General features: G+C 58.7%; 11 protein-coding genes. 2 read left to right on the top strand and 9 right to left on the bottom strand.

Annotation, left to right across the window (positions count from 1 at the left end; all coding sequences use genetic code 11):
* Positions 1–15: 15 nt before the first annotated feature.
* Positions 16–3,288 carry a carbamoyl-phosphate synthase large subunit gene (gene carB / locus ACILSR_RS11415; protein ID WP_395749897.1) on the bottom strand — a complete coding sequence of 1,091 codons (3,273 nt, stop codon included), beginning with the start codon at positions 3,286–3,288 and terminating at the stop codon, positions 16–18.
* A gap of 246 nt (positions 3,289–3,534) precedes the next feature.
* Positions 3,535–4,872: a hypothetical protein gene (locus ACILSR_RS11420; RefSeq protein WP_395749898.1), complete on the bottom strand. Its 1,338-nt coding sequence runs from the start codon at positions 4,870–4,872 to the stop codon at positions 3,535–3,537.
* Positions 4,873–5,001: 129 nt separating this feature from the next.
* Between ACILSR_RS11420 and ACILSR_RS11425 the strand changes: the two genes are divergently transcribed.
* Complete coding sequence (locus ACILSR_RS11425; protein WP_395749899.1) at positions 5,002–6,216, top strand: glycosyltransferase family 4 protein; 1,215 nt, start codon at positions 5,002–5,004, stop codon at positions 6,214–6,216.
* 46 nt (positions 6,217–6,262) lie between these two features.
* On the opposite strand, the gene ACILSR_RS11430 is transcribed toward ACILSR_RS11425, so the two are convergent.
* The 6 genes from ACILSR_RS11430 to ACILSR_RS11455 all read right to left on the bottom strand — a co-directional run bounded on the left by ACILSR_RS11430 (position 6,263) and on the right by ACILSR_RS11455 (position 11,987).
* Entirely contained in the window at positions 6,263–6,811 is a 549-nt protein-coding gene (locus ACILSR_RS11430) for a L,D-transpeptidase (protein ID WP_395749900.1), read from the bottom strand.
* A gap of 134 nt (positions 6,812–6,945) precedes the next feature.
* Positions 6,946–8,130 (bottom strand): FG-GAP repeat domain-containing protein, encoded by a 1,185-nt coding sequence (locus ACILSR_RS11435; RefSeq protein WP_395749901.1) that lies wholly within the window; start codon positions 8,128–8,130, stop codon positions 6,946–6,948.
* Positions 8,131–8,178: 48 nt separating this feature from the next.
* Positions 8,179–8,922 carry a methyltransferase domain-containing protein gene (locus ACILSR_RS11440; protein WP_395749902.1) on the bottom strand — a complete coding sequence of 248 codons (744 nt, stop codon included), beginning with the start codon at positions 8,920–8,922 and terminating at the stop codon, positions 8,179–8,181.
* 52 nt (positions 8,923–8,974) lie between these two features.
* Positions 8,975–10,144 carry a hypothetical protein gene (locus ACILSR_RS11445; protein WP_395749903.1) on the bottom strand — a complete coding sequence of 390 codons (1,170 nt, stop codon included), beginning with the start codon at positions 10,142–10,144 and terminating at the stop codon, positions 8,975–8,977.
* 53 nt (positions 10,145–10,197) lie between these two features.
* Positions 10,198–10,980 (bottom strand): TSUP family transporter, encoded by a 783-nt coding sequence (locus ACILSR_RS11450; RefSeq protein ID WP_395749904.1) that lies wholly within the window; start codon positions 10,978–10,980, stop codon positions 10,198–10,200.
* Positions 10,977–11,987 carry a sugar phosphate isomerase/epimerase family protein gene (locus ACILSR_RS11455; protein ID WP_395749905.1) on the bottom strand — a complete coding sequence of 337 codons (1,011 nt, stop codon included), beginning with the start codon at positions 11,985–11,987 and terminating at the stop codon, positions 10,977–10,979. The genes ACILSR_RS11450 and ACILSR_RS11455 overlap by 4 nt, the downstream gene beginning before the upstream one ends.
* Before the next feature lie 119 nt (positions 11,988–12,106).
* Here ACILSR_RS11455 and ACILSR_RS11460 point away from each other — a divergent pair, with 119 nt between their 5' ends.
* Positions 12,107–14,461: a M1 family metallopeptidase gene (locus ACILSR_RS11460; RefSeq protein WP_395749906.1), complete on the top strand. Its 2,355-nt coding sequence runs from the start codon at positions 12,107–12,109 to the stop codon at positions 14,459–14,461.
* 5 nt (positions 14,462–14,466) lie between these two features.
* Here the strand turns inward: ACILSR_RS11460 and ACILSR_RS11465 are convergent, their stop codons facing one another.
* Positions 14,467–15,858 carry a maltokinase N-terminal cap-like domain-containing protein gene (locus ACILSR_RS11465; protein ID WP_395749907.1) on the bottom strand — a complete coding sequence of 464 codons (1,392 nt, stop codon included), beginning with the start codon at positions 15,856–15,858 and terminating at the stop codon, positions 14,467–14,469.
* Positions 15,859–15,864: the final 6 nt, after the last annotated feature.

The raw sequence follows: 15,864 nt of genomic DNA on the forward strand, positions 1-15,864 counted from the left end.
TAATGAAGTATCATGCTATTTATGATACTCTTGTAGCGCTCGCACCTGCACTTCAGTTCCCTGCAATGACTTGATCGCCCGCAGTGCCGCATCTGCGCCCCGCAGGGTCGTCATGATCGGAATGCGGTTTTGCATCGAGGCGGTGCGGATCTTGATTTCATCCTCCCGTGGATTTTTGCCGCTTGGCGTGTTGATCACGAGGGCCATGTCCTTGTTCTTCATCAGATCAATGACATTGGGGCGCTGGCCGCTGGCGAGTTTAGGAAGGATGTTCACCGCGATTCCCGCCTCGCTGATCACGCCGCCTGTGCCGCTGGTGGCGTAGAGGGTAAAGCCGAGGTCGGCGTAGCCTTTGGCTATACGGACCACATTCGGGCGGTCGCTTTCCTTGACGCTGATGAAGACATTGCCCTTGGTCGGCAGGGAACCGCCGGCGGCCATCTGGCTCTTCGCGAAGGCCATGCCGAGGTCGTCGTCGATGCCCATGACTTCGCCGGTGCTCTTCATTTCAGGGCCAAGGATGATGTCCACGCCCTGGAACTTGCTGAAGGGGAAGACGGCTTCCTTTACGCTGTGGTGCTTCGGATGCACTTCTTCCGTAAAGCCGAGTTCCTTCAAGGTCTTGCCGGCCATGATCTTGGCAGCCAGCTTTGGCAGCGGCACACCAATGGCCTTGCTCACAAATGGCGCGGTGCGCGAGGCACGCGGGTTCACCTCGATGACATACAAATCATCGCCTTTCACGGCGAGCTGCATGTTCATCAAGCCGCGCACACCAAGAGCCTTCGCGAGCTTCTTGGCAGCATCGCGAATGCGATCCTGCATGGATGCGCTGAGGCTGAATGGTGGGATGACGCAGGCGCTGTCTCCGGAATGGATGCCAGCCTCTTCGATGTGCTCCATGATCGCACCGATGACGGTCGTCTCGCCATCGCTGATGCAATCGACATCGACTTCCGTGGCATCTTCCAGGAAGCGGTCCACCAGCACCGGACGGTCCGGCGTGGCCTCCACGGCGTTCTTCATGTAGTGCGTCAGTTCGGCATCGCTATAAACGATCTGCATGGCCCGGCCGCCGAGCACGAAGCTCGGGCGCACTAGGCTGGGGTAGCCAATCTTTGCGGTGATGGCCAAAGCCTCCTCCAGCGAAGTCGCAGTGCCGCTGGGAGCCTGCGAAAGGCCGAGTTCATCCAGCAGCGCGGCGAAAAGCTTGCGGTCTTCCGCCAGTTCGATGTTCTTCGGCGAGGTGCCGATGATGCGCACGCCGTTTTCTTCGAGCCCCTTCGCCAAGTTCAGCGGCGTCTGCCCACCGAACTGCACGATGACGCCGAGGACCTGGTCGTGGCGGTTTTCACGCTCGTAGATGTTCAGCACGTCCTCCAGCGTGAGCGGCTCAAAGTAGAGCTTGTCGCTGGTGTCGTAATCGGTGGAAACAGTCTCGGGATTCGAGTTCACCATGATGGTCTCATACCCCAGCTCACGCAGAGCAAACGAGGCATGCACGCAGCAGTAGTCGAACTCAATGCCCTGCCCGATGCGGTTCGGCCCACCACCGAGAATCATGACCTTCTTGCGGTCGTTGTCCCGCACTTCGTCCTCGATGCCGTAGGTGCTGTAATAGTAGGGCGTGTAGGCTTCGAACTCAGCCGCGCAGGTGTCCACGAGGCGGTAGGTCGGGGTGATGCCGAGGGCTTTGCGTGCCTCACGAGTCATAGCCCCCTTGGAAGCCGAACTTTTCGACATCATCAAATCGAGCTGAAGGTCGGAGAAGCCACGGCGCTTGTAGTGCCGAAGCATGGCCCCACAGGCCTCATCTTGCTCAGGCTGCGTGTTGATCGCGCATACGGCCTCGTTCTTCTCGGCAAAGCTCTGCCAGTCTTTCACAATCTCCTCAATCTGCCTCAGGAACCAGCGGTCGATCTTCGTCAGCTCAAACACTTTCTCCACGCTCCAGCCCTTCGCAAAAGCCTGGCCGAGGAAGAAAATGCGCTCCGCATTCGGCACCGTGAGCTTCGAGGTCAGCGTCTCATCATCCACTTCCTTGTCTGCACCATCACCGATCAAACCGAAGCGCTTGATCTCAAGACTGCGCAGGGCCTTCTGCAGGCTCTCCTTGAACGTGCGGCCAATCGCCATGGCCTCTCCCACGGATTTCATCTGCGTGGTCAGCGTCTCGTCAGCCCCAGGGAACTTTTCAAATGTGAAGCGCGGAACCTTGGTGACCACGTAGTCGATGGAGGGCTCAAAGGACGCCGGTGTCTCGCGGGTGATGTCGTTCTTCAGCTCATCCAGCGTGTAACCCACCGCCAGCTTCGCCGCGATCTTCGCGATCGGGAAACCGGTGGCCTTGGATGCCAGCGCGGAGCTGCGGCTCACGCGCGGGTTCATTTCAATGACGATCATGCGCCCCGTGTCCGGATGAATGGCGAACTGGATATTGGACCCGCCCGTCTCCACGCCGATCTCGCGGATGCAGGCGAAGGAGAAATCACGCATGATCTGGTACTCGCGGTCCGTCAGCGTCTGGATCGGCGCGACGGTGATGCTGTCCCCGGTATGCACGCCCATCGGGTCAAGGTTTTCAATGGAGCAGACGATCACGCAGTTGTCCGCCTTGTCGCGCATCACCTCCATTTCAAATTCCTTCCAGCCGAGCAGCGATTCCTCGATGAGCACTTCCGTCACAGGCGAGAGATCAAGGCCGCTTGCCGTGATGGTTTCAAACTCCTCCTTGTTATACGCGATGCCACCGCCCGTGCCACCCAGCGTATAAGCAGGGCGGATGATGAGCGGCATCGTGCCGATCTGTGCAGCGATCTCGCGCGCCTCTTCAATCGTGTGGGCCACGCCGGACTGCGGCAGGTCCAGCCCGATCTTGAGCATGGCGTTTTTGAAAAGCAGGCGGTCCTCGCCTTTCTCGATGGCGTCCGGCTTGGCGCCGATCATGCGCACGCCGTGCTTTTCCAGCGTGCCTGCGCGATGCAGCGCCATGGCGCAGTTCAGCGCGGTCTGGCCGCCCAGCGTGGGCAGCAGCACGTCCGGCTTTTCCTTGATGATGATCTTCTCCACCATCTCAGGAGTGATCGGCTCGATGTAGGTGCGGAAGGCGAACTCCGGATCCGTCATGATCGTGGCCGGATTCGAATTGATCAGCACCACTTCGTATCCCTCCTCGCGCAGGGCTTTGCAGGCCTGGACGCCAGAGTAGTCAAATTCACAGCCTTGGCCGATGACGATGGGGCCGGAACCGATGACGAGGATGCGATGGATGGTGGTGTCTTTGGGCATGGGGGAGGGGAAAGTGACGAATTCCGGGTGCGGAATGACGAAGGTCGGAGGTTGGTGGGTGAAAGCGTATGATCTGGGCGCTTTCAGAGCGAGGGAACCACAGGCGGCAGGCCAGGGCTACGGCATCGCGGGGCCGGAAAGCGCGGCATCTTGCACAGTCGGTGCGGTGCGTCAAACGCGGGGGTGGAAAAGACGCGAAATTGCCCTCCTGAAGAGGAGTTTTTGAGCCCTTTTCGCCTCGGTGCCTCAATTCACGATGATTTTGAAGCCGATTTTCCTATACCTCTCCGCCATCTCCTGCGCGATTTGTGAATAACTGCGGCCGTCCAGCAGCAGATCCAGGTGCTTGAAAGGGGCCGTGGCGCTGTCCATGTCCGGGGGCGGGAAATCGGCGGGATAGGTAAAACGGCCATCAGGATAATGTTTAACGCGGGGGTCCTTGAAGAAAGTGCGCTGGGCTTCCGTCTCCCCGTAAACAGCATCCATGAACTTGATGAATCGGGTCCCCTTTCCGTCACCGTCCAGGTGGCAGAAAAAATACACGGTCAGCACCGAGCGGAAGTAGAGCTCCCCCATCTTCTTGTCGGAGCTGTCCGCGATGCCGCTCCATGTGTCTTCGTTCATGGTCATGTGCTTTTCCAGACTGCCAATTTCAAGGGTGAAACCATTCTTCACTCTTTGCTGAATGTAATCTCGCAGGCCTTTCTGATGGGCGTCGGCACGGAACTTGCCGGCATTGTAGGGTAGCATTGAAGTGTATTCGGCAGTCCCCTCCGTGACCCAGAGAGGCAGAAAAATCATGAAAGCGTCCATCACCTGATGGGTGATCTCGTGGATCAAGGTGCCGCCATCGTAGCCTTCATCCTTTGCATAGGTCTTGCCGACCTGCTTGAGGCCGATGCTTGGAAAGGGAACGCGGAATATTTTATCGCTGGTAAAATAGACACCGCCCGAGTTCTCCGGCCCACCGGCGGCGATGTAATCCTTCCGCGTCTCAAAGAGCTGAGCCTGATAGCGTTCAAATCCCTCCGGCGGCCGGCACACAACCCCCCACGGGAGCGAGGAGACCAGACTCTTGGTGGCTTCGAAGGTACGTGCGACTTCCTTCATCACGCTTCCTGCCAGCTTTGCCTGGGAAGTGAACTCAAACCCCTCGGAACGATAGACATATTTACGCGCTGCGGGATTTTCCTCCACGATGTGAATTTCGATGGACTTGGTGGGCACAACGACGTTTTCCGGCCAGCTGCGCTTTTCCGCAGGAAGGCGGTCCATTGAGGCGGCTGCCACCGCAGGAGTGACGCCTTGAACAATGGCCTGGGTGGCCGAAGCCGCCGGTGCGACTGCAGCCACCTTGCTTTTCACAAAGGCCTGATCCTCCGCACTAAGTCGTGCGATGGGGAGCGTGTGCTCCTTGCCGTCAGCCAGGCGCAGGGTCACGGTGTCCGCCGTAGCTTCTACGAAGTCGGCCTGGATCACCCTGCCCTGCACGTCTTTCCAAGGACGCAGCGCCGCCTGCTGTGCGTAACCAGTGATTGCGACACAAGCAGTCACTATGAAGAGGCTTAGGCTGGCAGGCTTCATGGAACTTCTGAATATAATGAGGATGGAAATTAGGCAAGACGGGCCTGCATTTCATGCGAGAATCAGCCGCGTGGCCCGCCTCCTGCTTGGCAATCAGGCCGCGCTGGTCTCTGTGCTCCCAATCTTTCGATGGTTTCCGCCCCTTTTCAAACACCCCGCGCACTGCTGCATGTTTTCAACCGCTACCTGTTCCGAGGTGGCGAAGAATTGATCGCAGACAAGATCCACGCGGATCTTTCCACCCAGCACGAGATGACGTGGTGCCAGTATGACAGCGCTGAGTGGACCAGGGAAAACGCCCCCTCAAAGCTGGACCAGGTTCGGCGCCTCTTTTACAACCGTGATGCGCGCAACCGTTTCGAGGCAGCCCTAGATCGCAGCGACGCAGGTGCGGCTGTTTTTCACAATGTTCACCCTGTTGGCTCCCCATCCCTGTACCACTCAGCACTGAAGCGCGGGCTGCCAGTCGTGCAGTTTTTGCATAACTTCCGTCCTTTCTCCGTCAGTGGGACGCTCCAGATCGATGGCAAGCTGACGCCCGATGCACTGTATGGCAGCTACTGGAAAGAGGTGCGCGCGGGAGCCTGGCAGGACTCCGTCGTGAAGAGCACCCTGTTCGCGCTGATGTTGAAGGCACTGCATCGCAGCGGCTGGCTGAAAAGTGTCAAGGCGTGGGTGGCCGTCTCCGATTTCATGCGGGAAAAGCTCGTCTCCACCGGGGCGCTTCCTGCGGCTCGTGTGCACACCCTCCGCCATGCGTGGACTCCCATGCCCCAGCTGCCCGCCATTGAAGATGCAGGCTATTACCTTTTCATGGGCCGCCTGGCTGAAACGAAAGGTGTCATTCCTTTGCTGGATGCGTGGGATGAACTCCACCGTCGGCTCGGCAAGAACACCCCCCTCCTTCACATTGCCGGTGAAGGACCGCTGAACGCCACGGTGCAGCAGCGATTGCGCACCAATCCCTACATTGGCCAGCTCGGACACATCGGCGGTGAAACGAAGCGCGAAGCCCTCCGCCGCTGCCGTGCGGTGATCGTGCCCTCAACCTGGTGGGAGCCGCTGGGGCTGGTGGTGTATGAAGCGTATGACTACCGCAAGCCCGTGCTCGCGGCCAAATCCGGGGGCTTGACCGAAATCGTCCAGAATGGAGTCACGGGTTTGCAGCACGAGCCCGGAGATGTGAAGGGCATCGTAGAAGACGTCCTCGCCATGGAAGCCACCCCGCCCACATCGCGTCTCGTCATTGGCAGTGCCGGACGTCAGTGGCTGCTGCGTGAGACAACCACCCAGATCTGGCTCCAGCGTTTTGAGGAAATTCTGATGGAAGCAACGAAGAGTTGACCGCGTGTTTCCTTTCCGCCTTCGACCATCATCAACGATCATTTGCCTACTGCATGATCGTCACGCGCGTGCCAACTGAGGCATGTTGGAAGATCGTCTCAGCCATGTCTCGTGGGAGACGGATGCACCCGTGGGAGGCCGGAGAGCCCGGATTGGGGATCGCGCCTGCATGCATGCCAACGCCATAACCCGTGATTCTCATCCAATACGGCATTTTGGCCCCCACGAAGCGTCCCCCTGGAGGAACTCGCGATACGCCAGCAGTGGCATTGCTGTTCACCACATCGCCATTGGCATTCACAATGCTTCCGTAGCGATTGGACCGCTTGTCGACAATTTTCTCCATGATGCGGAATGTCCCGGTGGGAGATTGATAGCCGCTCCTTCCGGAGGCTACATAGGTCCAGCCGACATTTTGACCACCTTTGAATAGGTAGGCCTTCTGCTCGCTCAGGTCGATGTTCACGCTCAGCGGACCGGGATTGCTGCTGCCATTCCAGACGTACAATACAGGCTGGGAGGCCAGTGGCGGCATGATCATCAGCGGACGGCGGGAGACCTCTCTGCGCGAGGAGAACAGAGGGAGTTCCGGCATGGCACACTGACTCAACAGCAGGACACCAACGGCAGAAGCAAAAAGACGTTTGGCTTTCATAGCAACCGTGATTCTAGGAGCAAATTCCACACCCATGCAACTCTCCACCTAGAGTTCGGAGCAAGTTTTGCTTTCTACTGGTTTCGCTGATTCCAGTAAATCTTAACATTCTTACTGCGACGACCAGCCGCAATAATCTCCAAGTCGCGATCACCATCGAGATCGGCACAAACGGCATCCTCACACGCCATCCCACCATCATCGATGAAGGCCTCCTTCCAGCCGCTGCCGTCTTCTTTTGTGGTCCAGAACAGCTTCACCGCCACCTTGCCCACCTTCTGTTGCGCGCGCCATCCCACCACAATCTGCCGGTTGTTCAAGCCAAGCAAATCATGTGTGGCGATAGCGTGGCCATCCACAAGTTGCTCGCTCAGCACGTTGCGCTGCCAGGCTCCATTTTTGGGGCCGTCTGCCGGTGGCGTGTAGATGACAAGTTTGTCACCATGCATGGGCTCGATCGTCGTCACATAGGGCTGTCCGCCTGCAAAGGCACCCCAGCGCACTTCTCCCGCACCTTGCAGATCCGCAGAGTCTTTCGGATGCTGCGCTATCCACTGCTCCTTCCAGCCATTGTCCGTCTGGTCCAGCCTCACCACGCCCTCGCGTCCGCACAGGAGCAAACTCTCGGCCTCACTGGCGGGAGCTGGAATGATGTCGAGATTGTGCGTCTTGTGCATCGTCCCCTGCACCAGCGTGGTGTTCCATTCCTTATGGGGATCGTCCGGCATGTGATAGGCCAGCACACGCACGCCCGCACCTTCGGCGTTCTTGTCATTGCCACGGCCATGAAGCGGAACCACGACGAGATCATAACGTCCGCCGCGGTTGCGCACCCACTTCATGCGGTGGGTGGTCGGCTCATGCGTCAGCTTCACCGGCTCCCACTTCTGCGTGCGGTCCGCCGGCGGGATCAGATAAAACACCGCACCACTGCCCACAGTGTCCCCAGGATTCCATTCCGCCCCCACGGCAATCTCACACTTGCCATCGCCATTGATGTCGCGCGCTGCGATGCACACATGATCTTTCTCCGTCAGTTTCTCGGCGATGATGTGTTTCTTCCATGTGGGGTTTTCATACCAGACGATGACATTGCTGTCCGCCAACAGGACGTCGGTGCGCCCGTCTCCGTTCACATCCGCAACCGCCAGCCCGTAGCCAATACCCACCGCGTCATCAATCTGCTGTTCTTTGAAATTTGGAGACTGCGCCTGCACAGTGGCGGCGAACAAGGAGGCCAGAAGGAGCGCTTTTTTCATGATCACCCAGCCTAGACGCAAACGCCCGCAGAAATCAATCGCTCAAACTCACACCTCATCCACTTTCCGCCGCCATCTCATCCCCAAAGCCACGCTCCACTGGTATTTGCGCGCATGCTCACGAATCAAAAAAGGCATGTCCACCGTCTTTGAAAGATCAAAGTGCGGCTCCAGCAAAGACGCCAGCCATTCCCGCGTCGAACCCTGCGGCCAGTTGCCCCTTGGAGTGAATTCCTCCAGCCACGTGCAGGGCGTGGTCAGCAGCAGCTGCCCTCCCGGCCGCACGAGGCTCGGCAGGCGCTCGATCAATTTCAGGGGATCGGTCAGCCGGCACAGCAGGTTCGCCGCATGCACGATGTCATAGTCTCCCAGATCGCCGCGCAGATTCATCGCATCCCCCTGCTCAAAACACACTCTGTCACGCCTTAGATTCTCCGGCACCCGCGCCACCAGCGCCGTCTTGGCGCTGCCCTCATCCACACGTTCGTAGGCCATGCTGCCATCGTGCGCCAGCGCCGCCGCTGCATCCACAAAGCTCTGCGAATAATCAATGCCCAGTACACTGACGCCAAATGTCGCCAGCTCAAAGCTCGATCTCCCCACCGCGCATCCGAGGTCCAGCGCCACCGCCTCACAAGGCGTGCGCGGCAGATCGATCAGCTCCATCACCGTGCGCACCGGAAACCCCAGCGCCTCCCGCGGCCCCTGCTCCCAAGGCAGAATCTCCGCAGGCTGGCCGTAGTGGAACAGAAGGTATTCGTCGAGCAGGCGACGGGTTTCGTAGATGTTCATGCAGGTGGTCATGGAGGTCAGGCTTCCAGCCTGACACTCCGGCCTCAGTTTCTTAGTCCGCCGCCAGCGCCTCCAGCAAATACTTCGACGGCTGGAAGTGCTCGTTCAAGACCGTGACCTTGCCATCGCGGAACATGCGCGTCTGCTTGATGTCAAAATTCGGCGTCTTGTGCGGCGCGAAGAGGATGTCGTCATGCGTCGCGTTTTGGTGCCGTTTGAACTGCGCGGGCGTGATGTGCCCCCCCAGATGATCGTCACGCCCCGTGGCCAGATGGCAGGTGCCCAGCACCTTTTCATCCTGGATGTCCGCGCCTGAAACCGGCAGCACCTGCGTGCCAAAACCCAGCTCACCCAGCACGCCTGTCATTGGATCATCCGCCAGCTTGGCGTTGTGCTCGTCAATCGTACTCTGATTTCCGGCAATGAGTTCCGCCTTGATGATGCAGCCCTTCGTGACCGTGAGCTTTCCCAGAGTGCCGTCTTCGTACTTCAGCGGGAAAGTTCCCTCCGCCCCCGTCGGCACGAAGTAAACCTCGCCCGCAGGGAGATTCGCAATGTCGGGTGTGTCGCCCTGGCAAAGGCCATGGCTCTTCTGCGCCTCCTGCTGGCTCAACTCCAGGCGCACCGTCATGTCCGGTCCATTCTCCACCGTAAAATCGATCTCCACCGCATCTGCACGTGTCATCGCCTTGCGCAGCTTTTCAGCATCGCGGCTCACATCATTGTAGTCCACCGCGAGACCGGAATTGAGGATGACATCATTCACTCCATGCAGCGTTGCGCCGCGGAATCCATACTGCTTCGCAAACGCCGTCAGCGGCGCCGTGGCTGAGAAGGTGGAGATGCAAAGGATGATGTCGTGGTTTGGATAAATGTCCTTTTCAAGGCTCAGCTCCTTGCCGCTCATGTCCACGCAAAGATCCGGAAGGTCCAGATTGCTGCCCGTGGTCTGCTTGTAGGCATACATTTCGCCGCCCTGCAGCGCCAGTTCCTCGGCCACTCCGTTTTTCAGCCCCTGATAGAAGGCCTCATACGCCTTCTGCTGGATGGCACGCGCTGGGTTCTTCAGAAAGGCATAATCCTTCGCCTCTGCCAGATCCGGCAGATCAATGAGGATGCAAATCTTCCGCCCAAACGTGGGCTTGAAAACGGTACCGAGCAGGCGTGAGAGATCGAATTTAGGAAACTGACGCCCTTGGGCAGTGGTTTGGACAGTGGTCATGGGAGCGGCGATCATAGGCATGGGAGAGTGTCAGGCAAATACGCCCTGCATTTTCAGATGGATTCAGGGAACTTGTTTATCCCCCATCCAAACTGATCCCACAGCAGCTTCGCCACCATCGCCAGCACCACCGTGATGAAAATCACCCGGATAAACGGCGCTCCATGCCGGATCGCCATTCCCGCCCCAAGCCTTCCCCCAATGAGCTGTCCGGCGATCATCGCCGCGGCGATCTCATAATTCACTCTCGCGCTGAGCACAAAAACGATCAGCGAAGCCGCATTGCTCGTCAGGTTCACCACCTTGGTGAAGGCCGTGGCGCGCGTCAGTTCCAGCCCCAGCAGCGAGATGCAGGCCAGCGTCCAAAACGTGCCTGTGCCCGGACCGAAAAATCCGTCATAAAATCCCAGCACACTGCCTGCCAGACAGGCAAAGGCTCCGAGCCTGATCCGCGCCTTCGCCGCAGTCTTTCCCAGCCCCGGACTCAGCAGCACATACACCGCAATCCCCAGCAGCATCCACGGCACGATCTTCTTCAGCACCTCATTGCTCACATGCGTCACCGTCCATGTGCCAAGACAGGCAAAGACAAAGGTGATGAGCACCGTGAGCTTCACCTGCGGCCACGAGACGTATCCCGCCTTTGCATACTTCCGCACCGCCATCAGCGTGCCCCACACCGCCTGCATCTTGTTCGTTCCCAGAGCCATCTGCGGCAGCAGTCCTGCCCATAGCAGAGCGGGCACTGAGATGAGGCCGCCACCGCCTGCGACGGCATCAATGAAGCCCGCGCTCAGCCCCGCTAAAAAAAGCAGCGTGATCGTCTCCCAGCTCATGATTTGCGCCCCAGAATGCGGTCCAGCGAATCCGACGTCTGATAAATCAGCGCCTCCGGATAGTGCGCATAAGGATGAAAATATTCAAAGGTCAGGAACCCGTCGTAACCCGTGTCCGCCAGCGCATCCGTCACCGCCGGCCAGTTCGTCGTGCCATCCAGCAGCGGGCGGAAGGTTTCCAGGCTGAAATCCGTCCCCTTCTTCGTAAACTCCTTCAGATGCACATTCTTCGTGCGCTTGCCCAGCACCTTGGCCCAGTGCTCAGGAAACTGGAACATGCTGATGTTTCCCGTGTCGAAGTGCACCCGCACATGCTCGCTGCCAAAGCTGTCCACAAACGCGTTCATCTCCATCGGCGTCATGAGGTAGCCGTTGAAAAAGATGTTCTCGATGTTCAGGCAGACTTTCAGCTTTTCCGCCTGTTTAGCCAGTTGTCCCACGGCTTCTCGGGCTCGCTGATCGCAAACATCATTCGCCACTGGTTCATGGTCCGTGCGCCACGGTATGTGCACCGCCCCCGGCACCACCAGAACATTCTCCACGCCCAGATCATGCGCGCATTGCGCGATTTTTCCAGCCAGCTCCATTCCTTGCGCACGTTTGGCAGCATCATTGCTAGTCAGCGGATACGGCCAGAAGAGGAATGAACACAGCCCGCTGATCTGAATGCCGATTTCATCCGCCATCTTTCGGATCTTCACATAATCCGCCGTGCCGTGCTTCGGCGAGAGATCATTGTCCAGGTCGTAGTTCAGCTCGATCCCGTCAAACCCCGCATCCTTCGCCAGTTGCATGCACTCCCGCAGGGTCATCCGCTCCGGGTATGGAAAAGCCCACAGATTGATCGACTTCAGCATGCGGTACTTTTTCACCGCCCCTCGCCGCGCATCCGGCGCTGCAAGAGGTGCCGAACGGGCGGGCTCAAAAGCCAGGGCGCTGAGTCCAACGGAGGCGATCGTGGCTTTGAGGGCATCACGGCGGGAAAGGGAGTCGGCAGGCGGATTCATGGCGTGATGCAACCAGAACCCGGAAACGAAGGCAAGAGGAAGAAACAGCCGGCACCTCCCCAGATCAGGTGAGCAGGATGAACTTGCCTTTGGCTCCCGTATTTGGACAATCGCCCGCCATGAAGCTGCTCACCCCCCTCCTTTTCGCCGCCCTCTCCCTCGCCGCCGCCGAGTCCGGCGCACCCGTCGGCAAATTTCAGCAGCTTGACCAGACGATTCCGACGCCCTCTGCGCAGCGCAACGCTTCCGGCGCCCCCGGCACCGCCTACTGGCAAAACCGCGCCGACTACGACATCAACGTGGAACTCGATGATGTGAAGCGCTCCATCACAGCCGAGGCCACGGTGACGTACCATAATCTTTCCCCGGATCCCCTCACCTACCTCTGGGTGCAGCTGGATCAGAATTATTTCTCCCACAATGCCGACTCCCGCTCCGTGCCAAACACCAAGCGCGGCATTGACCCAGGCAAGATCACTTATTCTGCTCTCGACCGTCTGCTGGCCTACGAATCCTACGATGGCGAGATGAAGATCACCAAACTCACCGATGCCAAGGGAAAGGACCTGCCGCATGCCGTCGTGAAAACCATGCTGCGCCTCGACCTGAACGAACCTCTGGCCCCTGGTGCCGACTACGTCTTCAAAATCGCCTGGAGCTATCCTATCAACGACTGCGAGCGCATCAATGCACGCACCGGCTACGAGTTCTTCAAGGAGGACGGCAACACCATCTACACTATCGCTCAGTGGTTCCCCCGCATGGCCGCCTACACCGACTACGCCGGTTGGATCAACAAGCAGTTCCTGGGCACCGGGGAGTTCACCCTGGAGTTTGGCAACTATAACGTGCGCCTTACCGTGCCGGACGATCACATCGTGGCCGCCACCGGCACGTTGCAGAATCCTGACAAGGTTTTGACCCAAACTCAGCGTGATCGCCTCAAGCAAGCCGAAGGCGAGAAAAAGAAGCCTCTCTTCATCGTCACTCCCGAGGAGGCAAAGGTCGCCGAAAAGAGCAAACCCGCGGGAAAAAAGACTTGGATCTTCCAGGCCGACAACGTCCGCGATTTCGCCTTCGCCTCCTCGCGCAAATTTGTCTGGGACGCCATGGCCGTCGAGGGAGCCAGTGTGAAGGGCAAGCCCGTTATGGCCATGTCCCTTTACCCCAAGGAAGGGATGCCGCTGTGGGACAAGTACTCCACCCACGCCATCGCCCACACCATTCAGACCTACTCGCGCTACACTTTCGAGTATCCCTACCCCGTCGCGTGGTCCGTCAACGGCCCCATCGGCGGCATGGAGTACCCCATGATCTGCTTCAACGGCCCACGTCCTGAGAAAGACGGCACCTATCCCGAGAGAACCAAATACGGCCTCATCGGCGTCGTCATCCACGAAGTCGGACACAACTACTTCCCCATGATCGTGAACAGCGACGAACGCCAGTGGACCTGGATGGACGAGGGGCTGAACTCGTTCGTCGAATTCCTCACCGAAGAAGAATGGGAGAACGACTGGAAGCACCGCCGCAACGAGCGCGGCATGACGGACTACATGCGCCTCAAAGATCGCGCCCCCGTGATGACCAACTCTGAATCCATCGCCGACCTCGGACCCAATGCCTACGGCCAGCCCACCGTGGCCCTCAACATCCTGCGCGAACACATCCTCGGCCGCGAAGCCTTTGACCACGCCTTCAAAACCTACGCCAAGCGTTGGATGTTCAAGCGCCCCACGCCATCCGATTTCTTCCGCACCATGGAGGAGGCCAGCGGCGTCGATCTCGACTGGTTCTGGCGCGGCTGGTTCTACAGCACCGATCACGTCGATATTTCCATTGATGAAGTGAAGTGGCTGCAGCTCGACTCCCGCGATCCCTCTGTCGAAAAGCCCAAAAAGAAAAAGGAGGAAGACGACCTCCCAAAAACCACCACCCGCGAGCGCAACTACTCCCTCTCCAAGCGCATCGACCGCTACCCCGAACTCAAAGACTTCTACGACAGCTACGACAAGGCCACCGTGCTGCCGAGCGAGAAGAAGAAATTCGAATCCCTCATCAAAGAGCTCAAAGAAGATAAGATCGATCCCGCCCTCCTGCAGACCAAGCACAACTTCTACCTCATCGAATTCAGCAACGTCGGCGGACTCGTCACCCCCGTGATCTTGAAGATCGAATACACCGACGGCAGCACCGAAGAAATGAAACTCCCCGCCGAAATCTGGCGCTTCAACACCGAGAAGGCCGCCAAGATGCTCTTCACCAAAAAAGAGCTGAAATCCGTCACCTTCGACCCCCGTCAGGAGCTTGTGGACACCGACATCGAAAACAACTACTGGCCCCGCCGTCCCGTGAAAAGCAAATTCCAGCTCTACAAAGACGAGAAGCCCGTGAATCCCATGCGCGAGCTGACGAAGCCCGAGAAAGAAGAGAAAAAGGAAGGAGAGAAGACGGACGAGGCACCCAAGAAGTGATCCGGTCATTCGTTGCTCCGGCCCAAAATGCGCAGAATGCCACGCAGCGGAATGACCGCCCAGTCGGGCCGGTTGTTTAGTTCATAGCACACTTCATACACCGCCTTCTCCAGCAGACAAACCTCCAGCAACCTCCCCATCTCCTCCTCATTCCCCGGCAAAAACGGCGCTCCCTCGGCCGCGCTCAAATAGCCGTCTAGAAAACTTTGGCTGGCCCGCGCCACCCACTCATCACCTTGCCGCGCACCAACTGCATGCGCGGCATAATCAAACGACCGCAGCATGCTCGCCACATCCCGCAGCGGCGTATGCTTGGCCCTCCGCTCGCTCAATGGCCTGCCAGGTGCCCCCTCAAAGTCGATGATGCAAAAGTCATTTCGCATATCCAGCACCTGTCCCAGGTGATAGTCGCCATGGTGGCGGATAAGCTCGGCACAAAATGGCCGCGCCATCAACGCCTCCTGATATCGCAAAATGTCCGCCTCCCGCAGTAACAATCCGTCCACCTCATCATAACACTCCGCGGGCAAGACATTCTGATTCCCCTCCAGCATCCGCATCATCCGCTGAATGGCCTCACCCATCGACCTGCGCATCGCGTTCTGATGGATCACATCAAATCTTTCGGGTGCAAAGTTTGGGTCTGTCGTTTCCGCCGCCAGTGCCAGATGCATCTCCGCGGTGCGCCTGCCCAGCAGACGCATCCGTTCAAATCTTTCATCAGTCCATTCCTGCCCAAGCGCAGTTAGCGTGTTCTTCCACGCATCTCCATCGCTCACCACATTCTTCACCAGCAGCGCCAGCACCCGCGGCTCTTCCCCTTTCGCGCGGTACTCAATGGCTCCACAATAACCCGGCACCTGCTCAAACTTGTGCCCCTCGCTGAAATACCGGAGCAGCTCCGCATCCGGGTTCACCCCCGGCTCAGGCCTGCGGTACAGCTTAAGAAAATACAGCTCGTCATACAGCACGGACGAATTGCTCTGCTCCACCTTCAGCACACGCGAAGCCACCGTCCGCTTCGTCTCCGTAAACCCCGCACCACAAATTCCCACCAACTCTCCTCGTCCGCACATCACGCGCTGCCCACCCGCTATTATCTCCATAAGCATCGCGCGAAAATTCTCATCCTCCAGCGCATCAAACATCTTGCCATCTGGCCCCACTTGCAGCGGCAGCAGGTATGTCTCCGGCGCCACTTCCACATAATCCACCCGCAGCAGGATCATCCGCCCCGCATCTCCCAACACAAGAACATCCACCACCTCCACTCCGCGCAGCGTGTGCGCCTTGCCGCCAAACCAGCGGCAGCCACGCAGATGCTCGGCAAAAGCCTCACCGCGCAGCGCCTCGAGCGCCCGCGCCCAGTCATCATCATTGCTCGCCCGTCCGGCCATCCCGAC

The sequence above is a fragment of the Prosthecobacter sp. genome (assembly GCF_044222565.1).
Lineage (GTDB): Bacteria > Verrucomicrobiota > Verrucomicrobiia > Verrucomicrobiales > Verrucomicrobiaceae > Prosthecobacter.